Source organism: Dyadobacter alkalitolerans DSM 23607 (assembly GCF_000428845.1).
GTDB lineage: Bacteria > Bacteroidota > Bacteroidia > Cytophagales > Spirosomataceae > Dyadobacter > Dyadobacter alkalitolerans.
The window spans coordinates 20,056-44,153 of the sequence record NZ_KE386806.1 but is presented as its reverse complement, the minus strand read 5'-3'; the positions used below and the strand labels follow the sequence as shown (position 1 = coordinate 44,153).

At 46.7% G+C, this 24,098-nt stretch carries 21 protein-coding genes; 14 read left to right on the top strand and 7 right to left on the bottom strand.

Going from position 1 to position 24,098, the window contains the following annotated elements; translation table 11 throughout:
• Positions 1–25 precede the first annotated feature (25 nt).
• The 5 genes from G395_RS0127315 to G395_RS30765 all read left to right on the top strand — a co-directional run bounded on the left by G395_RS0127315 (position 26) and on the right by G395_RS30765 (position 5,285).
• Positions 26–2,344: a DUF7133 domain-containing protein gene (locus G395_RS0127315; protein ID WP_026632895.1), complete on the top strand. Its 2,319-nt coding sequence runs from the start codon at positions 26–28 to the stop codon at positions 2,342–2,344.
• 79 nt (positions 2,345–2,423) lie between these two features.
• Entirely contained in the window at positions 2,424–3,614 is a 1,191-nt protein-coding gene (locus tag G395_RS0127310) for a THUMP domain-containing class I SAM-dependent RNA methyltransferase (protein ID WP_026632894.1), read from the top strand.
• Between the two features lie 39 nt (positions 3,615–3,653).
• Positions 3,654–3,830 (top strand): hypothetical protein, encoded by a 177-nt coding sequence (locus G395_RS32345; RefSeq protein WP_157486859.1) that lies wholly within the window; start codon positions 3,654–3,656, stop codon positions 3,828–3,830.
• Between the two features lie 87 nt (positions 3,831–3,917).
• A complete protein-coding gene (locus G395_RS0127300; protein ID WP_026632893.1) occupies positions 3,918–4,643 on the top strand; it encodes a DUF3891 family protein in 726 nt (241 codons plus the stop codon).
• Between the two features lie 78 nt (positions 4,644–4,721).
• Entirely contained in the window at positions 4,722–5,285 is a 564-nt protein-coding gene (locus G395_RS30765) for a hypothetical protein (protein ID WP_229204308.1), read from the top strand.
• 3 nt (positions 5,286–5,288) lie between these two features.
• Here G395_RS30765 and treZ read toward each other — a convergent pair whose 3' ends face one another.
• From treZ to G395_RS0127275, 3 genes are all read right to left on the bottom strand, one after another.
• Complete coding sequence (gene treZ / locus G395_RS0127290; RefSeq protein ID WP_026632892.1) at positions 5,289–7,124, bottom strand: malto-oligosyltrehalose trehalohydrolase; 1,836 nt, start codon at positions 7,122–7,124, stop codon at positions 5,289–5,291.
• Positions 7,121–9,301, bottom strand: coding sequence for a glycogen debranching protein GlgX (gene glgX / locus G395_RS0127285; RefSeq protein WP_026632891.1), 2,181 nt, complete (start codon positions 9,299–9,301; stop codon positions 7,121–7,123). Before glgX ends, treZ begins: the two co-directional genes overlap by 4 nt.
• Before the next feature lie 117 nt (positions 9,302–9,418).
• Entirely contained in the window at positions 9,419–9,616 is a 198-nt protein-coding gene (locus G395_RS0127275; RefSeq protein ID WP_026632890.1) for a hypothetical protein, read from the bottom strand.
• Positions 9,617–9,816: 200 nt separating this feature from the next.
• Between G395_RS0127275 and G395_RS0127270 the strand changes: the two genes are divergently transcribed.
• The 6 genes from G395_RS0127270 (at position 9,817) to G395_RS0127245 (ending at position 17,339) form a co-directional block, all read left to right on the top strand.
• A complete protein-coding gene (locus G395_RS0127270; RefSeq protein WP_026632889.1) occupies positions 9,817–11,442 on the top strand; it encodes a hybrid sensor histidine kinase/response regulator in 1,626 nt (541 codons plus the stop codon).
• Complete coding sequence (locus tag G395_RS0127265; RefSeq protein WP_026632888.1) at positions 11,426–15,028, top strand: response regulator; 3,603 nt, start codon at positions 11,426–11,428, stop codon at positions 15,026–15,028. The genes G395_RS0127270 and G395_RS0127265 overlap by 17 nt, the downstream gene beginning before the upstream one ends.
• A 48-nt stretch (positions 15,029–15,076) precedes the next feature.
• Positions 15,077–15,442 carry a response regulator gene (locus G395_RS0127260; protein WP_026632887.1) on the top strand — a complete coding sequence of 122 codons (366 nt, stop codon included), beginning with the start codon at positions 15,077–15,079 and terminating at the stop codon, positions 15,440–15,442.
• A 6-nt stretch (positions 15,443–15,448) separates the two neighbouring features.
• Positions 15,449–16,258, top strand: coding sequence for a CheR family methyltransferase (locus G395_RS0127255; protein ID WP_026632886.1), 810 nt, complete (start codon positions 15,449–15,451; stop codon positions 16,256–16,258).
• Positions 16,240–16,821 (top strand): chemotaxis protein CheB, encoded by a 582-nt coding sequence (locus tag G395_RS0127250; protein WP_026632885.1) that lies wholly within the window; start codon positions 16,240–16,242, stop codon positions 16,819–16,821. The genes G395_RS0127255 and G395_RS0127250 overlap by 19 nt, the downstream gene beginning before the upstream one ends.
• Positions 16,822–16,955: 134 nt before the next feature.
• The gene (locus G395_RS0127245; protein ID WP_026632884.1) at positions 16,956–17,339 is read left to right on the top strand and encodes a DUF983 domain-containing protein; all 384 of its coding nucleotides are present in this window, start codon (positions 16,956–16,958) and stop codon (positions 17,337–17,339) included.
• On the opposite strand, the gene G395_RS0127240 is transcribed toward G395_RS0127245, so the two are convergent.
• Entirely contained in the window at positions 17,336–18,220 is an 885-nt protein-coding gene (locus G395_RS0127240; protein ID WP_026632883.1) for a helix-turn-helix domain-containing protein, read from the bottom strand. The genes G395_RS0127245 and G395_RS0127240 overlap by 4 nt on opposite strands.
• Positions 18,221–18,269: 49 nt before the next feature.
• Positions 18,270–19,484, bottom strand: coding sequence for a glycosyltransferase family 1 protein (locus tag G395_RS30760; RefSeq protein ID WP_084439921.1), 1,215 nt, complete (start codon positions 19,482–19,484; stop codon positions 18,270–18,272).
• Between the two features lie 145 nt (positions 19,485–19,629).
• On the opposite strand from G395_RS30760, the gene G395_RS0127230 reads away from it, so the two are divergent.
• Together G395_RS0127230 and G395_RS32495 are read left to right on the top strand one after the other, a co-directional pair.
• On the top strand, positions 19,630–20,202 hold the full coding sequence (locus tag G395_RS0127230) for a cytochrome-c peroxidase (RefSeq protein ID WP_169720110.1): 573 nt from the start codon (positions 19,630–19,632) through the stop codon (positions 20,200–20,202).
• On the top strand, positions 20,195–20,335 hold the full coding sequence (locus tag G395_RS32495) for a hypothetical protein (RefSeq protein WP_169720109.1): 141 nt from the start codon (positions 20,195–20,197) through the stop codon (positions 20,333–20,335). The genes G395_RS0127230 and G395_RS32495 overlap by 8 nt, the downstream gene beginning before the upstream one ends.
• Positions 20,336–20,375: 40 nt before the next feature.
• On the opposite strand, the gene G395_RS0127225 is transcribed toward G395_RS32495, so the two are convergent.
• Positions 20,376–21,779 carry a pyridoxal phosphate-dependent decarboxylase family protein gene (locus G395_RS0127225; protein WP_026632881.1) on the bottom strand — a complete coding sequence of 468 codons (1,404 nt, stop codon included), beginning with the start codon at positions 21,777–21,779 and terminating at the stop codon, positions 20,376–20,378.
• Between the two features lie 47 nt (positions 21,780–21,826).
• The gene (locus G395_RS0127220; RefSeq protein ID WP_026632880.1) at positions 21,827–22,291 is read right to left on the bottom strand and encodes a DUF1572 family protein; all 465 of its coding nucleotides are present in this window, start codon (positions 22,289–22,291) and stop codon (positions 21,827–21,829) included.
• A gap of 169 nt (positions 22,292–22,460) precedes the next feature.
• Between G395_RS0127220 and G395_RS0127215 the strand changes: the two genes are divergently transcribed.
• Complete coding sequence (locus tag G395_RS0127215) at positions 22,461–23,918, top strand: aminotransferase-like domain-containing protein (RefSeq protein ID WP_035362232.1); 1,458 nt, start codon at positions 22,461–22,463, stop codon at positions 23,916–23,918.
• Positions 23,919–24,098: the final 180 nt, after the last annotated feature.

Here is a 24,098-nt window from a genome sequence, read left to right as displayed (position 1 = left end):
TACTGCAAAGAGGTTATTCATTGAAATGAAAAAGTCCCGATATTATATTCTTTTCCTGACAATTTCGGTCACATTGTTTTATTGTAAGTCAAATAAGCAAACCGGCTCACAGCAGGTCGTTACCGAAAAAGTGGAAAAGGAAGTTCCTGCCGAGGCTGAGGTTTCCGCATTATCGCCATTTATTTTACCCGAAAAGACCATTGCAAAAATGCAGGTGGACGATGGTTTTGAAGTAAAACTGATCGCTGCCGAGCCGCTCGTAAGTGCGCCCGTTGCCATGCAGTTCGATGACAAGGCCAGAATGTGGGTCGTGGAGATGACGGGTTATATGCCCGACACCATCGGTACAGGCGAAGATATTCCGAACGGGAACATCGTAATCCTGGACGACAAAAACAAAGACGGCGTTTATGATGACCGCGCAGTCGTGATCGATTCCCTTGTTCTTCCACGGGCGATCTGTCTTATTGAGAATGGGTTACTGGTGGCAGAACCAACCAATCTCTGGTTTTATGAGATCAAAAATGATAAGGTCGTAAAAAGAACATTAGTCGATCCGAAATACACAGAAGGCGGTAATGTTGAGCACCAGCCTAACGGGCTTTTCAGGGCGCTGGACAACTGGATTTACAATGCCAAATCAGACAAGCGCTACCGCAAGCGTGGTAATAAATGGGAAATTGAACATACGCATTTCCGCGGCCAGTGGGGCATCAGCCAGGATAATTACGGTCGCCTTTATTATAACAACAATTCGCAAAACCTGATCGGGGACTATTTCCCGGCCGGGCTTGGCGCTTCCAATAAAAACCAGAAGAATGTGGCAGGTTACAATGAAAAATGGGTGGCCAATAACCGCGTTTTCCCATTGCATCCTACACCCGGCGTGAACCGCGGCTACATGAAAAACGTCCTCGACGACAGCCTGCGCCTGACTAACTTTACTGCAGCAGCAGCGCCCGTCGTTTACCGCGGCGACCTGTTTGGCGACAGCTACGCATTTAACGCGTTCGTTCCCGAACCTTCGGCGAACCTCATCAAACGGAATGTGCTCAGCGAAAACGGCTACGTTGTTAAGGGGGAACAGGCATACAAAAACAAAGAATTCCTGGCAAGCACAGATGAGCGTTTTCGTCCGGTAAGCCTTTATAACGGACCGGATGGTGCCATGTATATTCTGGACATGTATCGCGGGATCATCCAGCACAAAACTTATTTGACCCCTTATCTGAAAGACCAGATTGGCAAGCGCAGCCTTACACAACCACTTTCCAGCGGACGTATTTATAAAATTGTCCCAAAAAACGCAAAGGCCAAACCGGTAATGATTCCCTCCGGCGCCGATGACCTCGTGAAATTGCTGGGCCATGCCAATGGCTGGGTAAGAGACCGCGCACAACAGAAGCTGATCGACGGGAAGTATAACAAGACCGTTCCTGCCTTGCGCGCAGCGATCAAGCAAACAACAAATCCGCTGCTCGCTATTCATGCATTATGGACGTTGGAAGGCCTTAATTCCCTGAAAACAGAGGAAGCTTTGGCATGGCTGAGACAGGCTGACTGGAAATTCCGTATGCAAGGGCTTGCCGTTTCGTCAGCATTGATGACGCCCGGTTCCTATCAGCAATTTGCTTCAGCATTCAATACTATGGTGGACGCTAATGACACATTAGCAGCCCCTTACATTGCGCTTGCAGCCAAAACCATCCAACCATTCGATACAACGGCTGCCCGCGGGCTGCTTACCAAGCTGGCTGCGAAATATCCGAACAACCGTTATGTCAGCGACGCCATTATCAGCAACCTACAAGATCAGGAAGAAAGCTTTCAATCCGCAATTTCCGCTTCTCTCTCTAATCCCGACTTTCTGTTGAACAAGCAATTGCAACGGGTTATCAGCACTGTGCAGAGCGCACGCGGCAACCGGAATCCTGAAATGCTGAAAAAGGAATTTCCAAAAGGCGAAGCATTGTTCACATCCATTTGCCAGACATGCCATGGCGCAGATGGCGCTGGGATCAAATCGCTCGCTCCGCCATTGAACCAGTCGGAATGGGTTACGGGGAATAAAGACAAGCTTATTTCGATCATTCTTTATGGCTTAACCGGCCCTGTTAAAGTAAATGGCCGCGTGTACCAGACGCCCGAGGTGAGCGGCGATATGCCCGGCATTGGCTACGATAAAGATATGCCTAGCGAAGACATTGCCCAGCTGCTGAGCTTTATCAGAAAATCATGGCGCAATGATGCGGACAAAATCACCACCGAGGAAGTTGAAAAAACGCGTCAGAAATTAACCGGGCGTGAAAAAGCATTTACGGAAAGTGAGCTGAACGGAATATAGGCGGTTAGGGCAGAAAGCACTAAGTTTGTTCTTTTAAAATAAAACAAAAGAGCTGACCGCCGAAAGCTCAACTTCACGCATGTCATATTTCACAACACCTTCCCGCGTCATTATCACTTGTCACAAACGCCTTGCGCCCTATCTGGAACAGGAGGTTAAGGACCTGGGATTCGAGATTGAGGAAGCATTCGTTACCGGATTAAGGATTAAAGCATCAATTAATGAGTGCATTAAGCTAAACCTTAATCTCTATTGCGCGAGCCAGGTTTTGTACAGTCTGGGTTCATTTACAGCGCACCATCCTGATGACGTTTACCGGTTCCTGCTGCAAATGCCCTGGGAAGATATCATTGCCGACGAAGGATATTTCTCGGTCACCAGCAATGTACAGAACCCGACCATCAACAACAGCATGTTCGCGAACCTGCGTGTTAAAGATGCCATCGTAGACCGCTTCCGGGATAAGAAAGGCACGCGACCAACCACAGGTTCGGATCTGATAGGCACGGTGATCCATTTGTTTTGGAAAAATGATTCAGCTGAAATTTTTATAGATACGTCCGGCGACTCGCTTGCCCGGCATAGTTACCGCAAAATTCCGGGCAGAGCGCCCATGCTCGAAGCGCTGGCCTCCGCCACAATTCTTGCCAGCCGCTGGGACCGGAACTCAACATTCATCAATCCGATGTGTGGGTCTGGAACATTGGCCATTGAAGCTGCTTTAATCGCTACAAACAGCCGCCCTGGCCTTTTCAGGGATAACTTCGCATTTATGCACGTGCTCGGCTACGACCAGGAAATTTATTACGCCGAGCAAGACAAGCTGGAACATCAGATCAGGGAAGTGCCCGGCTTGCGGATCATTGCGACAGATTACAGTAATGTGGCCATCGCTAATGCTAAGAAAAATGCCATCGCAGCCGGCGTAGCCGAACTCATCGACTTTGAATGCTGCGACTTCGCCGATACAGAAGTCCCGCAAGAAAATAAAGGCGTGTTTTTTATTAATCCCGAGTACGGCGACCGGCTGGGCGAAATCGCAGAGCTGGAAGAAACATATGCGCGGATTGGCGATTTTATGAAACAAAAGTGTGGCGGATATTTCGGATACGTGTTTACCGGAAACCTGGACCTTGCAAAGAAGATCGGGTTAAAAGCCAAGCGCAGAATTGAGTTCTATACCAGCACAATCGACTGTCGCTTACTGGAATACGAGCTTTATGAAGGAACCCGAAGAGAATTTAACAAGGAGCCCGCACCGCTGGCATAGTTTTTAAAATGTAAGGTGCATAACCAAATAAAGATTGTCATGAAACAGTCACAAAATTCGGGATCGATGCAGCAATCGCAGAGCAACCGCAAGCCTGACAATAAAGACAATATCGACAGCAGGCACAAGGAAGAGGAAATGGTTAAAGGAGACCACATTACAAATAATCACAAAGAGCAACATAGCAATTCAAAACAGCAAAAACAGCAGCAATAGCCGTTGTGAAAATGCAGTTTTGTGAAGGTAGGCCAGGATTCGTTCTGGCCTTTTTTGCAATATATCATTTCAAATTTCACTAACAATATGATTGTTAATTATCAGGAAAATGGCTGGCAGATCATCTCACAGCGCGCGCACGGGCTGCTTTCCGGGCAAATATGCTTTCACTGGAAACAGGACCTAAGGCCGGAACGATGGCTGGAAACGATCATTGCCACAACGGAGCATGACGACGCATTCAATGAGTTCTTAAACGACAACATGCTCCTGAATGAAAATGGCGGGCCTGTGAACTTTAAGATGCGGAAATTTGATGAGGACAAATGTGAAGAACTCCTGCAACTGGCCATGTCCAAAAGCCGCTACATTGCTTTGCTAACATCACAGCATTTGCAATTTTTATACGAAAAAGAAACCGACAAAAAGATCGCTGCATATTGTGCCAAACTAAAAAAATACGATCGGAAATGGCTTAAAGAGGCACAGCTGGATGAGAAAGAGATCAAAACGGCTTATGCTATTCTCGAATGGTGCGATGCGTTTTCTTTATTGCTATGCCAGAACCTGGTCCCGCCCGAAGGCCGTAAAATCGAGATCAGCGCCGGGCCGGATCAGCAGAACTATGAGCTTTGGTCGCCTGCCGATAATGAACTCAGCGTTACACCGTGGCCTTTTGATGTGGACAGTTTTCAGATTAATTTTGAATCAAAAACAATGACACAACTGCAATTTAACAATGTGGAAGAGTTTCGGCAGAAATTGAAAGACGCGCCGCTCAAGTTCCATACTTACATGATTGCAAAACACTGATCACACACTTTGCATTTTATTCAATTTTAAGCTCAACCATTCGTTCATTAGCTGATTATCGGTTAAACTTTGCCGGTAATGCAGCACATTGTTATGAGAACAGCCTTTTATTGTGCCATTCTTTTGATTGCCACCATTTCCTGCGACTGGATAGGCAACACACCCAGCTTTGGTGACGATTTTATTACTTACACCATTAAAGCCGGTGAGCATGAGGTCGAGAAAAATGTTAATACGCCCTTCACAGCCAGCTCAATGCGTTTTCAGGTCGTTTTCGACAGCTCCTGCATTTATCAGACAGCCATTCCTGAAAACCAGTTTGACATCAATAAGCTTTATGGATTTTCGGATTGCAGCTCGCAACATCAAAACAACAGCGCAAGATTCGGTTGGAACTGGTTGGAGGGCAACATACACATCTATGCATACACCTACGCAAATGGCGTCCGGGAAGTAAAAGACCTGGGTACTGCTGAGCTGAACGAGACCAACAGCTTCAAAATAGCCTCGGAGGATAATGCTTACATATTTTCTTACCATGGGGTGGATACAAAAATGCCACGCCACTGTTCAGGCGGCGTGGCATTGCTTATAAGCTCCTTCCCTATTTTGGCGGCGACGAAGTGGCGCCACATGAGATGAAGATTAAAATACGGAATTTGTAAAAATAGCAAAGCTCTCCGGCGGCAGCATAATCAGTCTGTCAGCCGGTGGCTCGATAACATTCCCCAATCCATTCCAAACTTCGTCAGAGGACGCGATCAATTTCTTCCATCCGCCTGCCTGCTCTGGTAACCACATTTCACGGACCGATTTAGAGAAATTTAGGAAGGCGACAATCTCCTGTTCCGAAGTCCAGCGACGCAGGGTGATCGTTTCATTTACCGTGTTCGGCTCAACCTCCAACGCTTCGCGATCACTGCTGCTTAATGCTGGCTGTGATTTTTTCAGACGGATCAGCTCTTTGTAAAACTGCAACATCGTCTTATGCTGACCTTCTTCCGGCAGTGACCATTGGAGTTTCGAATTATTGAAAGTCTCTTCCGACATCGGGTCCGGAGCTTCGCCATCCAGATGGAACGCTGCGAACTCCCGCTTCCGACCTTTTCTAACAGCTTCTGCTAATTCAGGATCAGTATGGCTCACAAAATACTGAAATGGATTGCTCTCGCTGTATTCTTCGCCCATGAAGAGCATTGGCAGGTAAGGGCTCACAAAAACAGCACCGGCCAGCAATTTCTGCATCTCAAACGAGACAAGCTGACTTGTGCGCTCACCCAGCATCCGGTTTCCTACATGATCGTGATTTTGAGAAAAAACCACAAATTGCTCGCCGGGATGCCCGTCCGCCTTCACACCGAACTTCCGCTTGCGATGTTCAGAAAACCCACCGTCATATACGTAGGCATCTTTATAGGATTTAGCCAGAGATGTTATAGGCTCAAAGTCAGAGTAGTAACCGCTTCGCTGCTGGCCTGAGGAAACGCGCAATGCGTGGTGAAACTCATCTATCCACTGTCCGTCCATTCCGTAACCGCCATTTGCGATTGGCTTAATGTAACGTGTGTCATTCAGGTCCATCTCTACGATCAGGTAATGACTTTTTCCAGTCTGCTGAGCCAGCTCATCGACGTGCGTCCTCATTTCCTGCAAGATATGAACGGGACTCATGTCCTTTATGGCATGAACCGCATCCATCCGCAGCGCATCAATGTGGAAATCCCTGAACCACATCAGCACATTTTCGACAAAATATTCCCGGACACCATCGCACCAGGGAGAGTCAAAATTGAGCGCATCGCCCCAGGGTGTGTTGTATTTATCCGTAAAATAAGGGCCGTACTGAGGCAGCACATTGCCTTCCGGGCCGATGTGATTGTAAACGACATCCAAAATGACGGCGATTCCTTTCTCATGGCAGGCATTTACAAGATGCTGCAAAGCCTCTGGCCCGCCGTAGGAATCCTGGACACAATAAGGAAGAACCCCATCATAGCCCCAGTTACGCGCGCCTGCAAATTGCGAGACAGGCATGATCTCAATCGCATTAATGCCGAGTTCAACCAGATAATCCAGCTTGCTTTCCATCGCTGCAAATGTGCCTTCCTCTGTAAAAGTCCCGGTGTGCAGCTCATAGATAATGTAATCTTTCAGCGCCGGTTGTGGCAGGTCCTTATCAGTCCATTTGAAATTACGAACGTCATAGGCAGCGGAAGGTCCATGTACGCCCTGAGGCTGCCATAGGGATGCAGGATCAGGCAGTGGCTTGTCTTTTACCACAAACTGGTAAAGATCGCCCTGTTTCAGCGCGTCGGTCCTCAGCAGCCAATAACCCAGCTCCTGCTTTTTTAGAGGAAGCTGCTCCCGCGAGGTTTCAAGCAGCAGTGAAATCTCTTCTAATTCGGGAGCCCACACAACCACTTGCGCTTCACCGAATTCGTTGAACCGTACACCCGGTATCAATTTTTCGTTATCAATCATATTTTCTGTTGTTCCAATGCATGTTTAAATACAATGATCGACCTGCTATCCACCGTTACAGATGTATCTGGTCCGAATTGTTCGCCTTCTTCGTTCACTGTGCCTTCACTCGTATCAATTACTTTTCGCCATTCCGTTCCGTATTTTTTAGGAGGCAGCGTGTATTCAACGGGTTCATAATGCGCATTGAAGATCATATAAAAGCTATCATCATAAATCGGCTCACCCTTTTTATTCACGTGGCGGATCCCCTTACCATTCAGGAAAACGGCCAATGACTTGGCGTAGTCGTGGTTCCAGTTTTCTTCCGGCATTTCGCTTCCATCAGGCAGGAACCATGCAATATCCTCCAATCCTTTTCCCTTAATCGGTAACCCGCGGAACCAGTCCCTTCTTCTGAACGAGCGGTGCGCCTTACTGAAAGCGATTAGCTTTTGCGAGAATGTCAATAACTCGGTATCCGCCTTGTCCCAGTTGAGCCACGATATTTCATTGTCCTGGCAGTAAGCATTGTTATTCCCTCCCTGGGTCCTGCCCCACTCGTCGCCGGCAACCAACATAGGAACACCTTGCGATAAAAACAGGGTAGTGAGAAAATTCCGTTTTTGCTTGTTTCTCAATGCATTCACTTCCGGGTCGTCGGTTGGGCCTTCTACGCCGCAATTCCAGGAACGGTTATGGTCGTCCCCATCATTATTGTTTTCGCCATTGGCTGCATTACGTTTGTCATTATACGACACAAGGTCATTCAATGTAAAACCGTCGTGTGCGGTGATGAAGTTAATGCTCGCCGTTGGCCTGCGGTACTCTCCTTTGTATAAATCGGAACTTCCCGTAAACCTTTCTGCAAATTCGGCAAGCATGCTGTCGGCACCACGCCAGTAATCGCGCATACAATCACGGTATTGCCCGTTCCATTCGGCCCATCCGATCGGAAACTTTCCTACCTGATAACCATTGAAACCTATATCCCAGGGCTCGGCGATAAGTTTCACCTGTGAAATGATCGGATCCTGGTGAATGATGTCGAAGAATGCGCTCAACCTGTCCACTTCATGCAATTCCCTGGCAAGCGTAGAAGCCAGGTCGAACCGGAAACCATCCACATGCATTTCGGTGATCCAGTAACGCAGGCTGTCCATGATCAGGCGCAGCACGCTCGGAAGCCGGGCATTCAAGGTGTTACCCGTTCCCGTGTAATCCATATAGTAACGGCCTTCCATAAGCCGGTAATAAGACATATTGTCGATTCCCCGGAACGATAAGGTCGGCCCCATCTGGTTTCCTTCGCCTGTATGGTTATAAACCACATCCAAAATCACTTCGATGCCTGCCTTATGCAATTCCTTCACCATATTCTTGAACTCAACCACCTGCTCACCCAGGGTCCCGGCACTGCTGTAACGCACATCCGGCGCGAAGAAACCAATGGAATTATAACCCCAATAGTTGGTCAGTTCGCGCTCTTTCAGGTGCCGGTCGGCAATAAAATGGTGAACCGGCATGAGCTCAACTGCGTTTACGCCGAGTTCTTTGAGATATTTAACGGTGGCCGGATGCCCCATAGCAGCATACGTTCCCCGTATTTCCTCAGGAATCTGATCATTTAAAATAGTAAATCCCTTTACGTGTGTTTCATAAATAATCGTATCATGATAAGGAATCTCAGGTGGCTGTACCCCTTCCCAGTCGAAACCCGAATCGATAACCACTGATTTAGGAATGTAGGGAGCACTATCCAGCTCGCTGAAACTGAGGTCTTCATTTTCATCACCGATAACATATCCGAAAAGCGCGTCATGCCACTGGATAGTTCCGGAAATGGACTTTGCATATGGATCAATGAGGAGTTTATTAGGATTAAACCTGAATCCCTCAGTGGGTACGAAAGGCCCGTGAACACGATAACCATACAACTGACCCGGCTTTAAACCAGGCACATAGACATGCCACACATGGTGTGACGCTTCTTGTATTTCAATTTTAATATGCTCCCGTTCGCTCTCCTGGCTTTCAAAAAGGCAAAGCTCAACCCCTGTGGCATGCTCGGAATATAATGCGAAATTAACTCCTTCACCATCATATGTAGCCCCCAGTGGATAGGGTTCGCCCGGGTATACTACGACGTTAATATGTTCGGATTTTTTGACAACGGTATTATTGGATACTTTTTTCATTTTTTAGATTTTTATTACAAATTTCCGTTTCGGCCACGCGGAAAAGCCCGCCTGAACACACATTACGCAGACCATCTTCGCCAGAATTTTTGTTTGAGAACATAATTTGCTATAAAATTATGCCAGTACGGCACTGAAGGATTCGGGAAAATATTCCACAAAGCCTTTAATTTGAAGGATAACAATGATGATATGGACAAAAACACGCCCTTCATTCATCCCATGATCACCATTCAGAAATGGTCCGAAGAACTTAAAAAATTGTAAGCGAGGCATAGGGTCATTAGTATTCAATAATTCAATAAATACTGCCATTTAATGCAAATTTGGTATGATTTTTGTGTCAAATCTCTAATATCGATTACCTTACACTGAATTTTTTGACTTGTTGCTATCACTCTATCTTAACTAATTGAATTACAGCGTATACACATGCAGGTTTAATTTTAAGCATACTAGATCACTTCACAGCTGACATTAGCAAGGATTTGAATGGATAGTTTTTTACCCATATTATGATTCTGATTGTCGACGACAGGCCCGAAAATATACTTCCACTTAAAAAGATCCTGGAACTGCACGATTTCAAAACGGATAGTGCCGAGTCAGGAGAAGAGGCTTTAAAAAAAATACTGAAAAACAGCTATTCTGTGATCATTATGGACGTCCAGATGCCCGGCATGGACGGCTTTGAGGTTGCCGAAGCAATTTCGGGTTTTGGGAAAGCAAAGGATACACCCATCATTTTCCTTTCTGCTGTTAACAAAGAGAAGAAATTTATTACCAAAGGCTATTCCTCCGGCGGCATTGATTACCTCACCAAGCCCGTGGATGCGGATATTTTGCTGCTTAAAGTAAAGACTTTCTACAAACTTTACGAGCAGCAGCAGGAACTGAAAGCAATTCAGCATTCACTTCAATATGAAATTGAAATAAGAAAAAAAGCCCAGGAAGAACTCGCCGGACGAATGGAGGAGTTGCGGGTTATACTTGAATCGCTTCCGCAGATCGCATTTACCATTGGTGTGGATGGAAAAATAGATTTCGTAAACGAACATTGGTTTCAGGTGTCGGCGGATGCTAATGTATTTCCCGAATCGCATCCCGAAGATAATTTTTATGAGCACTGGGAGACATCATTCAGGAACGGACAGGAATTTACCAGCGAAGCGAGGTTAAGACATTTAGAAACGCAGGAATACAAATATTTTCTGATCAAAATCATCCCGATCCTCCAAAACGGGTTAACCATCCGCTGGGTAGGCACATTTACAGACATTCACCAGCAAAAAATGGCAAATGAACTGCTCGAACACAAAGTAGAACTCCGCACGAAGGAGCTGCTTGACAAAAACTCGGAACTCGAAACGACGAACCACGAGTTGCAGCAATTTGCCTGGGTTGTTTCACACGACCTAAAAGAGCCCCTACGTAAAATCCAGACTTTCAGCCATTTGGTAAAAGACAAATATCTGAATGAAAATGCGGAGGCCGTTTCGTATCTCAACCGGTCCATCAGCTCGTCGGCCAGAATGTCCCGCCTGATCAGTGACCTGCTCGATTATTCCAGGCTTTCGGTTAAAGCCCGCTTCCAGCCCACGGACCTGAATTCTTTACTGGACGATTTGCTTTCCGACTTCGATGAGATCATCCTGAATAAGAAAGCAGAGATTCGGATCAGCAAGCTGCCCATCATTGATACCATACCGAGCCAGATTCGTCAGGTTTTCCAAAACCTGATCAGTAATGCGCTCAAATTCTCCAAAGAAGGAATTCCGCCGGTTATAAACGTGACATCAACGATCATTGCAGACAAGCACGTGGACGCAGCTGAGCACAACGAGGGGCATTATTGCAAAATCGTGATCGAAGATAACGGCATCGGGTTTGACGAAAAATTTCTGGACAGGATATTTGTCATTTTCCAGCGGCTCAACAATATGAACAGCTATGAAGGGACGGGAATCGGGCTGGCGATTGCCAAAAAGATTATGGACAAGCACAACGGCATCATCTCAGCAAGAAGTGCGGAGAACCGCGGCGCCCAATTTATTCTCATCCTGCCCCTCGTCCAGGAGCAGGCTTTAAACGATAACAAAACTGAAAAATCAGCTATAAGCGCAGATGAAAAAAACCTCTAACTCTATAATTCAGCAATTACAAATTGTATTCTCCTTTTCCATTCTGCTGCTTATATTCAGCCTTTTGGCCTCCTATTACAGCACTCAGAAGCTTATCAATAATTCAGAACTGGTTAACCACACCAACCAGGTCCTCATAGAAGCTGAATCCATTATCTCTTTCGTAAAGGATGCTGAAACGGGCCAGCGGGGATATCTGATCACTTCAGACGCAACATTCCTGGACCCTTACAATGATGCGTATGCAAAAACAACCAACAGCTACAACAACCTTAGCGAACTAACCGCTGACAACCCGGCGCAGCAAAAAAACCTGCGGGAAATTAAAGCATTGTACGAAGCCAAATTCGGGCAAATGCAATACATTATTGACCAGACACGCCGGAACAGCAACTTTGCGGATGATCAAAACGGTCGGCTGCGTGAAATGGTCAAAGGAAAAAAGATCATGGACGACCTGCGGCTGACCACAGAACGTATCAAGTCTGAAGAAAATAAAATTCTCCAGACCCGACTGGAACAGCAGCAGATCTACATTCAATATACGCCTATCCTGCTCATCGTGGCCGCATTGATCTCCATTCTGATTACGGTGTTTGCATACATGCGCATCAAGAACGATATGGACAAGAGACTTGCTTTGCAGCTTTTAGAAGAAGAAAAATACAGAACCACAGAACGCAGGATTAACCGCATAGAACAGATCACAAGACAGGTTTCGGAAGGCGATTATGCCGTAAGATCCCAGGATGAGAGTGATGACGACATTGGCCGCATTTCAGCCGCACTGAATAAAATGACTGCTTCGCTCGAACAGACATTCAATGATCTGAACACCAGGAACTGGATGCAAACCGGAATGGTGGAGATCAGCGATGCGATCCGCGGCGAGCGAATTTTGAAAAAACTGGCGGCGAACCTCATTGAAACCATTACGCGCTATTCCAAAGCCCACCTCGGCACGATCTATATCCAGGATAACGACTGGAACTTTAAACTAGCAAGCAGTTATGCCGCGGAGAATGCACCGGAAACCATCACTCCCGGCGCCGGCCTCGCTGGACAGGTGATCCATAGTAAAAAGCCGGTCGTAGTGTATGATGTACCCGAAAATTACCTGAAAGTAACTTCGACGCTCGGCGAAACCAAGCCAGCTGCGCTGGCGATCCTACCGCTTATTTACGCCTATGAATGCATCGGGGTGATAGAATTGGCTTTTCTTTCCAAACCGGATAAGCTTGAAATTCAGTTTTTGGAAGGCAGTTTGGAATCCATTGCTACGGGCGTCAACTCGGCATTGGATTACCTGAGATTGCAAAATTTCCTGGAAGAGACGCAGGCCCAGTCCGAGGAATTGCAGACGCAGCATAATGAGCTGGAAAATCTGAATGCAGAGCTCGAAGCACAGTCACAGAAGTTGCAGGCATCCGAAGAAGAGCTTCGCGTGCAGCAGGAAGAACTCCAACAAACCAACGAAGAACTGGAAGAACGCAGCGGACTGCTGGAAGAAAAGAATGCAGAGATACAAAAGAAGGCCGAGGAACTGGAATTGACGACGCGTTACAAGTCCGAATTCCTGGCCAATATGTCCCACGAGCTGCGCACACCACTAAACTCTATTTTACTACTGAGCCGGTTACTGTCCGAAAATGACGAGAAAAACCTGAGCAGTGAACAAGTCGAATATGCAACCGTGATCCAATCTTCCGGAAACGGATTACTCGGGCTGATCGACGAGATCCTGGACCTTTCCAAAATTGAGGCCGGCAAGATGGAGCTGGACTATGTCAATGTTACGGTAAAGGAAATTGTGGACGATCTGAAAGGTTTGTTCGCCCCGGTTGCACGGGAAAAAGGACTTGATTTCGTGGTTGACATTGAAAACGGTGTTCCCCTGGTGATTGAAACGGACAGAATGCGTTTGGAACAAATACTTAAAAATTTGATATCCAATGCATTGAAATTCACTTCACAGGGTTCCGTCCGCATCGATATCAAGCGCAAATCCGGCTCGGAGAATATGCTCAGCTTTTCGGTGACAGATACGGGTATAGGCGTAGCGCCGGAGAAGCAATTGCACATTTTCGAAGCATTCCAGCAAGCCGACGGTTCTACAAAAAGAAAGTACGGCGGAACCGGACTGGGGCTTTCCATCAGTCGTGAGCTTGTCAAACTGCTGGGTGGTGAGATTGAACTGTCCAGCAAATTAAATGAAGGCAGCGTTTTCACCCTCTCCATTCCTGTTGCGAAAGCATTCGCCGGAAACACCAGCGAGCCCAAAACGTATTTCCTGAACCATAGCGAAGAAGCATTAAAGACCAAGCCGGAAGGAAACGATGCACGTTTCATCAGCACGGTAATCCCGTCCAGCATTGCCGACGACCGCGACAACATTCAGGTTACGGACAAAACGATCCTGATCGTGGAAGATGACACAATGTTTGCCAAGTCGCTGCTCGATTACACCCGGAAGCAAGGTTATAAAGGGATTGTCGCTGTTCGCGGAGATGAAGGGCTGGAACTGGCACAGACCTTCAAACCAATGGGCATTTTGCTCGACATTCAGCTTCCTGTCATGAGCGGCTGGGAAGTGATGGACGAATTGAAATCGAGGCCGGAAACAAGGCACATTCCGGTGCACATAATGTCTTCGCACCGCATGAAAAATGAAAGCCTGCTGAAAGGCGCTGTGGATTTCATTGATAAGCCCGTTGCGTTCGAGAAGATGGAGAAGATCTTTAAAAAGATTGAATTTGTGGTCAGCAAGCAAAGCAAGAAAGTGCTAATCGTGGAAGATAATTCCATGCATGCCAAAGCCCTTGCTTATTATTTGTCGTCTTTCAACATTAATTCTCAACTGAAAAGCGACATTGACGAAGGGCTGCAAGCTTTGCAAAATAATGAGGTCGACTGCGTGATCCTGGATATGGGCATTCCCGACAAGAAAGCCTACGAAATGCTCGAAATGGCAAAAATGAATCCAAGCTTCGAACATATCCCGATTATCGTATTTACGGGAAAAAGCCTTTCGATGACCGAAGAGCTGCGTATCAAACAATATGCCGATTCCATCGTGGTGAAGACTGCTCACTCCTACCAGCGTATGCTGGATGAAGTTTCACTTTTCCTGCATGTGGTTGAAGAGAGCAAAAAGGCTCCGCAAAAAGCTTCGGACAGGCAGAAACTGGGCGGCCTGAGTGAAATCCTGCAAGGTAAAACGGTGCTTATTGCCGACGACGATGTGCGGAATATATTCTCGCTTTCCAAATCTTTGGAAAACTTTAAAATGAATGTGCTAACGGCACTTGACGGAAAAGAAGCATTGCAGCGGCTGGAAGAAAATCCGGACGTGGATGTGGTGCTGCTGGACATGATGATGCCGCAGATGGATGGCTATGAAACCGCCAGACGCATCCGGGAGAATTACCAGTGGCGCAACCTGCCGGTGATTGCCGTCACGGCCAAAGCAATGACAGGTGACCGCGAAAAATGCATTAATGCGGGCGCGTCCGACTACATTACCAAGCCTGTGGACATTGATCAGCTGATGTCACTATTGCGCGTGTGGCTTTATGAAAAATCCTGAACCTGGGAGATGGCTTAATGATCCGGATCCAAAGAAAACGACCTCCCTATGACTAAGAAAAAAGTGCTGATTATCGATGATGATTCCAGGAACATATTCGCCCTGAAAGCCACATTGAAATCCAAATCCTACGATTGCATCTCCTGCACGGGCGCTGCCGAGGCATTAGAATTGCTTAGGACAAATGAACCTGTCGATGCGATCCTGATTGATATGATGATGCCCGAAATGGATGGTTATGAAGCTATTCCATTGATCAAAAACATAGAAAGCAGAAGAAATACGCCTGTGTACGCAGTGACCGCGCAAGCCATGGTAGGCGACCGCGAAAAATGCCTCAAAGCTGGTGCGGACGATTATATCTCCAAACCGATCAACGTCGATAGATTATTGCAGGTTTTAAAAGACATTTAGACGAAAATGATTGAGGACGAGGAAGTTGAGATACTGCTGACAGACTTATTGGACATTTATGGCTACGACTTCACGAGCTATTCCAGGGCGTCCCTGAAAAGACGCATCGTGCGGCTTGTCTCAATTGACAAATTTCCGAGTTTTGCCGAGTTCCGATACAAGGTTAGGACGGATGAAAATTACCTGAAAAGGTTTGTTGAAGAAATTACGGTGAATGTGACCGAGATGTTTCGCGACCCCAGTTTCTACAAGTCGTTACGGGAAGACATTTTGCCGGTTCTAGGCACAAAACCATTTATAAGAGTATGGCATGCAGGCTGTTCCACTGGTGAGGAAGTATTTTCAATGGCCATTTTGCTAAAAGAAGCCGGGCTGTTGCGGAAATCGCTGCTATATGCGACCGATCTTAACCCGAGCGTGCTGGAAAAAGTGCGGAAAGGGATTTTTCCAATGCACCAGATGAAGCAATATTCGGAAAGTTACATTGAATCGGGCGGCCTGAAAGACTTTTCAGAATATTACACAGCCAATTACGGACAGGCAAAATTTGACAAAGAACTGTCCGAAAAAATCATTATTTCCACGCATAACCTGGTGTCGGACAGTTCCTTTAATGAGTTTGACCTGATATTATGCCGGAATGTGCTCATTTACTTTGACAAAGATCTGCAAGACAGGGTTTTGAAGCTCTTCGATGCCAGCCTGGGAACGCTGGGTTATCTCGCATTGGGAACGAAGGAAACATTGAAATTTTCGGTGATACAAAACAAGTATAAGCAGCTTAACCGGGAAAAAATATGGAAGAAAGTGATGTAAAAAAACCTGTTAAGGCGCTGCTGATCGGAGGATCAGCCGGAAGCTTACAGGTGCTCTTCCATCTGCTTCCGTTGTTGAACAAAACTCTTCCATTCACCATAATAGTGGTGCTCCATCGCCGCCATTCAGCTGATTCATCGCTTTCTGAGTTGCTATCTACAAAAACCGCATTGCCTACCCATGAAGTGGAGGACAAAGACAGGATCCTGCCAGGGCATATTTACCTCGCGCCGGCGGATTACCATCTGCTGATCGAAAAGGATGAGACTTTTTCACTGGACTACTCAGAAAAGGTCAATTTCAGCCGGCCGAGCATAGACGTTACATTTGAATCTGCGGCGGAAGTGTATGGTTCTTCACTGGCTGCATTGTTACTGTCGGGTGCTAATGAGGATGGGACAAAAGGTCTTTTGGCTGTGAAGAAAACAGGGGGAACCACCCTCGTTCAAAACCCTGAAACAGCCCAGATGCCCTACATGCCGAACTATGCCTTGATGCACGCCGTAATTGACCACGTGTGCGACATTCCGCAAATGGCACATTTCATTAACACCCTGCACTGATCTTAGCCGGTTGTCTGGAAAAATTGGCACGGGTTTTATAAGCGATCGTTGATCTGTACCACAAAACATACCATCAGTCTTTCTTTCTGAGCTGATTTCTCGCGTAATTTGTGTCAATCCAAAACTTCAATACCATGGCAAAGCCAAATAAATTATATAGCGTCCTGTTCAATAAATGTCCAAGATGCGGTGTAGGCGATTTTTTCATTTCTAAAAGCGCCTACAACCTTAAAAACTTTGACAAAATGAATAAGCACTGCCCGCATTGCGGCGAAAACCTGGTTCCCGAACCCGGATTTTACCAGGGTGCGCTGTACATGAGCTACTCTTTTTATGTAGCCTTTATGGTGATCTATTTCCTGATCTTCGTTAACTTTTTCGAGGAATATCTGGACTACTTTTTGATGTCGATCATTCCTGTATTGATCATCCTGACACCGTATTTTTACCGGTTGGCGCGGCGTTCTTGGCTGGCCTTATTCATCAAGCCAGCGAATCAGGAAACCGTTAAGCGCTAGGGTTTAATGGATTGATTGGCAGACTTAGCCCGAAATGCTTCCGGTGTCATACCTGTCTCTTTTTTAAAAAAGCGGGCAAAGTAAGAGTTGTCATTAAAATTAAGCTTGTAAGCAATCTCCGACACCGTGAAATCGAGATTGATCAGCAGTCGCTTCGCTTCCAGCGCGATGCGGTTCCGGATAACTGCCCCTGCTTGCAAGCTTAAATGTTCCTTGCTCAGCGCATTCAGGTGATTGGGCGTAACATGCAGCATTTCAGCATATTCACCCGGCTGCCTGATCTTGATAAAGTTTTTCTCGACGAGTTTTTGAAAGTTTTTGATCAAAGGATTCTGCTGGTTTTTGACCTCTTGCTTTTTCTCTTGCGCCTGACCCTGTTCAAGCAGAAGGAAAATGTGCAGCAGTAAAACCCTGATGATATCTTCCCGGAATTTCGCCTTCTTTACCTGCAACAACAGATCTTCAAATAGCCCCACAACATTCTCCTGAATAACATACGGAACTGTAATAACGCTATTATTGCTATCCCCGTCAAAAAACGAAAAGGATTCGAGATAATCAGGTTTTAGCAGGAACGAATGGAAAAAAGCTTCCGAGAAATTCACTACAAACCCCTCCATTCCACCTTCAAAATGCCAGGAATGCACCTGACCCGGAATCATGAAATAAATCTGGAACGGGTGTACTTCGAAGTGGTTGAAATCAATGGTATGAAAGCCCCCACCCTTCGTAAAAAGGACCAGATGGTAAAAGCCGTGCCGGTGTGGGAACACCAGGTTCTGGTGTTCGGCCAGGTAATCCTCAAACCGGCTGATCATTACATCATTCTCCTTATACTCGGATAGCGGGCCAATGTCAAGCCGCGGAAAAGTTGTCTGCATGCAAAAATAGATCGGACATTATCTCCCGGCAATTTAACAATATAGTCTTTCACGGCCGACCAATCTTGACAACTTTCCTGTCCTGGTGAACGGATGACATATTATCGATCATATCGGCGCAGGTAAGGTCCCAGGAGATCGTGCTCAAAAACTTGTCGACGTTTCCTAACCATTCCTTTTTATCCTGCATAGCAATCCAAAACGCAATCGCTTCCACGAAATCTTTGCCATTTTCACCAATAGACACCAGATTCTTAGTGCCATATGGATTTACGACATCGCGGATGGGTGTGGATACAACGGGCTTTCCGGCGCACAGATATTCGGGCGTTTTTGTCGGACTGATGAATTGCGTGGATTCATTTAGCATGAATGGCACCAATGCAACATCCCATCCCGAAAGATAAGCCGGTAATTGCTCATAGGATCTCGCTCCCAGATAATGAATGTTAGCCTGCCGAGGCAATGTAGCCGGGTCAATTTTCACCACAGGACCAATGAGGATAATGTTCCAATCGGGCCGTTCTGCGGCGATGTCGCGGATGAGATCAATGTCAAAACGCTCGTCGATTACGCCATAGAAACCAACCTTTTTCCCTTTGATCTTCGCCTGATCGGCCGGTTCATAGTTTCGTTTTCTTGCCTGTCCGAAATGCTTTTTATCAATGCTGCTCGGGAACGGATAAATGTTTGCGTGCTGATGGCGTTTGGATTCAAAAAGAGAATGTCCTCCCGTGAAAACAACATCTGCGCGCGTCATCAATTCCTTTTCCAGGCCTTTCAAGGATTCAGGTGCGAATTTGAATGCCGAAAGCTCGTCCATACAATCGTATACGGTAAGCCCCGGAGATAGATGCGATGAAAATTCAAGCGCCATGGGCGTATAATACCAGAAGATGAAATCGTCAAGCTCTTTATTGATGAAAAATACCCGGATCAGTTCCCGTAGCTGTGCGTTCACCTCAACCTTGGTAAGACCGTCGGCCAGGTGCGGCACGCAGACCCAGAGTTCCGGAAGCCGCTGGGAAAAAGTTAGGTATGGAACATCTGTTTTACCAAATATCGGTTCTTCCAAAAAGTAAACCGCAGCAATGTCTGAAAACCGCGTGAGCAAATGCTGTGGACGTTGGTAAACAAAATCCCATCTGAGATGAGAAAAGCAAAGCAGGTTCCTGGGGAGCGAATCCTGCTCCTCATCTTCCGCCAGGGTCAGGTGCTGCAACTGTTTTGCGGAAAAATCGTTGCTGATTGGGGTATCGATCATTATACAAATGTGAATGTTGATGAATGTGCGATCCGCTTTCTTTTTCTGCTAAAATCCAGATATTAAAACGAACCAGAATGTGCGCGTAACATAAATTACTATGCCAGAAGCTTTGCAAGAGAATCGCCCGGTCATAAAGCGGAACGTGTCAACTATACGCAATACGGCCTGGATAGCGGGAAAAACTGATTTTGGCCGGATGAAATTCCTGACCGAGAATGCGCTGCCGCTTCAAAAGCATTTGAACGGGATGATTCGTGAAATGGGCCTGGACACGGCAGCGCCCGGGATGTTACGCTATGATGCGCCGCATATGTTCAGCCCTGGGGCATTGCAACCGGCAGATTCGGTGCGTGATGAGGGTTTATTTGCAAAGCGGGCTGCGCTTGGAAAAAAGCTGTTTTTTGAAAGGCGGCTGTCCGGCGACAGTTCCAAAAGCTGCGCTTCCTGTCAAAATCCTGCCCTCTATTTTACAGATGGCCTTCCAAAAAGCATGGGCATTAAAGCGCATGCAATCGGAAGAAGAAATGCCCCTTCCCTATTTTATGCAGCCGCGCAGCACACCCAGTTTTGGGACGGACGCGCGAAAACGATCCTCGAAGGTGGTGAAGACCACTATTTCGAAACCGCGCCGACACCGGGTACAAAAGGAAAATACAGATTCGGCGTGCTGGGCGACTGCGGGACAAATTCAGCCACAGGCGACGCGCTTGTATGACACGCTCGGCAGGCAGGTCCAGTGGATCAAAAAGGACCTGGCCGCTAACCAGAACAAGGATTGGATCGTTGCCTCCTGGCATCACCCACCCTATTCCCAGGAATTTATGATCAGTTCACTATTGAGAAAGTAAGTGTGAACGGGCGGAGCGTCGTGCGCAAGCTAGCGGTTAACTAATCATGGCTTTGAAGAGAATGATACGCTGACTCCATTTCCTTGATCGCAATCGCAATGTCCGCGGATGTGGTGCGGTAATTTACGAATGCTGCGCGCACTGAGGCCTTGCCATCTAACGTAGTCGGAGTCATGAAGACCTTCCCATTCTTGTTCATTTTTTCCAGAAAGTCTGCCACCTGATCCGATTTTTTTAGCCGGAAACTGACCACATTAAGCCTTACCGGCGCTGACAGCTCGAAAATTTCGCTTTCTGTAATATAACCTCCTAACTCGTTTGCGCGAGCAATGCTGTTTTCCACAATCCACTGAAAGCCAGCCCGCCCATAAGCTGTTAGTGAAAACCACGCAGGTAAGGCACGGAACCGGCGCGAGTTTTCGGGCAAACGATTGAGGAAAGAAAAGTTTTCAAAAGTGTCGCCTAAATATGGCGCATTATTATTCTGGAAGGTCTCCACCTGCAATCGGTCATGTTCTTTGCGCACCAGGATCACCGCACTGTCGTAAGGCACATTCATCCATTTGTGACAATCAATTGTGATACTATCCGCTTGTTCCCAGCCTTTAAGCAAATGATTGTGCGCAGGCGAACAAGCCGCGAAACCGCCGAATGCCGCATCAATGTGCAGCCAGAAATCATACTTTTCCTTCAATGCTATGATCGCAGCAATGTCATCAAAATCTACCGTATTGACGGTTCCGGCGCTGCAATTGACAATGACAGGCTTTCCGTTATTATATTTCAATTTGGCTTCCAGATCCGAAATGTCCATTGCTTCCCGGCCTGGCATTGCATTGATTTTCACCAAATGATTGCTGCCAAATCCAAGCATAGCAAGCGATTTGATCACCGAAGAATGCGGCGTTGCTGCCATCACAACCAGGTCGGAAGACATTCCTTCTTTGGAAATATCAATCCCCAATTTCTTGCCAGCCCACTGCCTGCCCACAGCAAGGCCCGTGAAATTGGACATCGTTGCACCCGTGACAAAACCTCCGTTGAAATCCTCAGGCAAGTTGAACAACTGGCATAACAAACGGATTGTTTGCTTTTCAATAATCGCAGAAACGTCGCCCGTTCCGCTTGTACTCTGTGTGTTTTGATCAAAAACAGCTGTGAGCCAGTCGCCTGCGATAGCAGCTGGCGTCGCACCTCCCGTAACAAAGCCCCAAAATCTCGGACCGGAACTTGCTACCATCAGTTTCTGATATTTTTCCTGGAAGCGTTCCAGGCTTTTCTCAGCGCCTAAACCTTTTGCTTCCAACAGTTCAGCATCGGATTTCTGATCTTCTACATACGTAGGCAAGTTGCTCAGCTGCGTATGAAAATCAAAACTTCTCTTCCTTACATTCTCTAAAATCTGATCCAGATGCGCCAGATCTTCTTGTAATTCAATGTTCATGTTAATCGTTGTAGGGGGCTTTTACTAAATTGATTTTCCCGGCTTTATCAAACTGCTTTAAGCGTCGAGATCCATCTCCGGTGATAATTGATCTGGCCTAAGTGGTAAGATAAATGGGTTAATAAGTGGGTAAGGACCAATGCTGTAGTCTGGTTGGTAAACATATCCAGGACAGTTCGGGGATATTCGGCTTCCAGCTGCGCTTCGGACAGGCTCCCTACGGATTTCACTACGATAGGAAGCAGTTGATTAAGTTCGTCGAGCAATGCTGTTTGCGTGAAAAGTCGCTCAGTAAACTCTGCGTCGCGGTTCCTAACATAATGAACCTGGCCCAGTGCGAGCCCCACGTAGGTTCTCAAATTCCCGATCAAATGCTGGCAAAGGTTTCCACCCGTATTGATCGTCCCCGGCAGCTGAACCCAAAGTGAGTTGTCGGAAGGATATAGTTGAATTTCGTCCCGTAATTTTTTCAGGTCGCGTTCGAAAAGTTGGACAAGGATCTCAGTTTTCATAGCTAACAGTTTATTAAAGTCCAGTGTAATGTAACAAACATTCCAGATAACCCTGTGCACGGGTCGCGGCGTATGTCACTTTAATTGCAATGCAAAATTGTTAATTCCAAATCAGCAAAAACAGATTCAGATTTCTTATTTTTGAGCATAACAGATTGACGGATTTCCCATGAAAAGCATTTCCCTAGCCGAAAAAGATGAATTCCTGTATCATCAAGTCGCAGAAAGACTGGAACAGCAGATTGAAAACAATGTCCTCAAAGCCGGAGACAAGCTTATTTCGCTGAGGGCACTGAGCAAGGAACAGGGCATCAGTTTGAGCACTGCTTTTAAAGCTTATGTGGCATTGGAAAATAAAGGCTATGTCGAAGCAAGACCCAAATCTGGCTATTTTGTTTGTTATAAGCCTTCCCACCGTGTTAAAAAGCAAGCATTTCCGCTTGCTAAGTCCGAGCCTGCCAAAATCGACCTGGATCAGATGATCAGACGGGTTTACAGAACATTGTCTGCCGACAATGAAATGGTTCGGCTATCTTCTGCCGTCCCTCCCGCAGCATTAATCCCGGTTGCCAAACTTAATAAGGCACTTATGGAGGCCATTCGCCAAAGTCCTGAAAGCTGTACGAATTATGACGAGATTTCCGGAAACCTGAACCTGAGAAAACAGATCGCCCGTTATGCGTTCAATTGGAGCGGCAATGTTACCGCGGACGACATTATCACAACCCACGGATGCATGGAAGCCGTCGCATTTTGTCTTAGAGCGGTAACGGAGCCTGGTGATACGATTGCGATCGAAAGCCCCATTTATTTCGGCATTTTTAATGTGATCAAAATTCTGGGTTTGAAAATCTTTGAAGTTCCCAGCGACCCGCTAGACGGCCCGGACATTGATTTTCTCGAAAGATCCCTGGAAACAGTTCCCATCAAAGCCTGCCTTTTCGTACCCAATTTCTCTAATCCCACAGGCGCACTAATGCCCGATTCGCGGAAAAAGCAATTGGTTGAAATGCTGACAGCGAGAGAAATTCCTTTGATCGAAGACGACATTTACGGAGAAATGTATTTTGGTAAAAGCAGACCCAAAACCTGTAAAACTTTCGACAAAAAAGGGCTTGTCATGCTGTGTTCGTCCGTTTCCAAAACATTGGCGCCCGGCTATCGCGTGGGCTGGTGCATTCCAGGGAAATTTTGGGATAAAGTGCTCACCAACAAGATTACGCAAACCGTCTCCTCAGCAACCCCCACACACGCTGCAATCGGAAACTTCTTCGAAACAGGCCGTTATGACCTCCATATGCGGAATTTGAGGAAAGCGCTGCACACCCAAAGCCTTCGCTACATTCAGGCGATCGCAGAATATTTTCCGTCGGATACGCAAGTCAGCAGGCCGCAGGGAGGTTACGTTCTATGGATTGAATTAAATCCGAAAATCGATGCATTCGAACTGTTTGAAGCCGCTATCCTGCAAAATGTCACCATTGCTCCGGGCCACATTTTCAGCACGGATGCCCGCTTCACAAACTACATCAGGATCAGCTTCGGATCACCCTTCACACCCGCAATCGACGCTGGCTTGCAGCGGTTGGGAATGCTAGTCAAAGAAATGCAAAAATCAGGCGAATAATGCTTTAAGTATATTCAGCACGGCGTCGGAATGGAAAAAATCCGGCGTTCTGCTGACCTGATCAAACGCAGCAATTCCACTGCAACAACATTGCAATTAGCTGATTTTCAGGACTTGTAACCCTGTTGCACGGCGTTAGCGCATATATTTGTTATGTCGTTATCAAATGCCGGTTACATG

Coding starts and splice junctions, on each gene's coding strand:
- G395_RS0127260 (WP_026632887.1), top strand. CDS start 15,077: ATGACTAAGAAAAAAGTGCTGATTATCGATGATGATTCCAGGAACATA.
- G395_RS0127265 (WP_026632888.1), top strand. CDS start 11,426: ATGAAAAAAACCTCTAACTCTATAATTCAGCAATTACAAATTGTATTC.
- G395_RS0127300 (WP_026632893.1), top strand. CDS start 3,918: ATGATTGTTAATTATCAGGAAAATGGCTGGCAGATCATCTCACAGCGC.
- G395_RS0127315 (WP_026632895.1), top strand. CDS start 26: ATGAAAAAGTCCCGATATTATATTCTTTTCCTGACAATTTCGGTCACA.
- G395_RS0127275 (WP_026632890.1), bottom strand. CDS start 9,616: ATGGCAGTATTTATTGAATTATTGAATACTAATGACCCTATGCCTCGC.
- G395_RS32345 (WP_157486859.1), top strand. CDS start 3,654: ATGAAACAGTCACAAAATTCGGGATCGATGCAGCAATCGCAGAGCAAC.
- G395_RS0127245 (WP_026632884.1), top strand. CDS start 16,956: ATGGCAAAGCCAAATAAATTATATAGCGTCCTGTTCAATAAATGTCCA.
- G395_RS30760 (WP_084439921.1), bottom strand. CDS start 19,484: ATGATCGATACCCCAATCAGCAACGATTTTTCCGCAAAACAGTTGCAG.
- G395_RS0127250 (WP_026632885.1), top strand. CDS start 16,240: ATGGAAGAAAGTGATGTAAAAAAACCTGTTAAGGCGCTGCTGATCGGA.
- G395_RS0127240 (WP_026632883.1), bottom strand. CDS start 18,220: ATGCAGACAACTTTTCCGCGGCTTGACATTGGCCCGCTATCCGAGTAT.
- G395_RS0127220 (WP_026632880.1), bottom strand. CDS start 22,291: ATGAAAACTGAGATCCTTGTCCAACTTTTCGAACGCGACCTGAAAAAA.
- G395_RS0127310 (WP_026632894.1), top strand. CDS start 2,424: ATGTCATATTTCACAACACCTTCCCGCGTCATTATCACTTGTCACAAA.
- G395_RS30765 (WP_229204308.1), top strand. CDS start 4,722: ATGCAGCACATTGTTATGAGAACAGCCTTTTATTGTGCCATTCTTTTG.
- G395_RS0127225 (WP_026632881.1), bottom strand. CDS start 21,779: ATGAACATTGAATTACAAGAAGATCTGGCGCATCTGGATCAGATTTTA.
- G395_RS0127255 (WP_026632886.1), top strand. CDS start 15,449: ATGATTGAGGACGAGGAAGTTGAGATACTGCTGACAGACTTATTGGAC.
- G395_RS0127270 (WP_026632889.1), top strand. CDS start 9,817: ATGATTCTGATTGTCGACGACAGGCCCGAAAATATACTTCCACTTAAA.
- treZ (WP_026632892.1), bottom strand. CDS start 7,124: ATGATTGATAACGAAAAATTGATACCGGGTGTACGGTTCAACGAATTC.
- glgX (WP_026632891.1), bottom strand. CDS start 9,301: ATGAAAAAAGTATCCAATAATACCGTTGTCAAAAAATCCGAACATATT.
- G395_RS0127215 (WP_035362232.1), top strand. CDS start 22,461: ATGAAAAGCATTTCCCTAGCCGAAAAAGATGAATTCCTGTATCATCAA.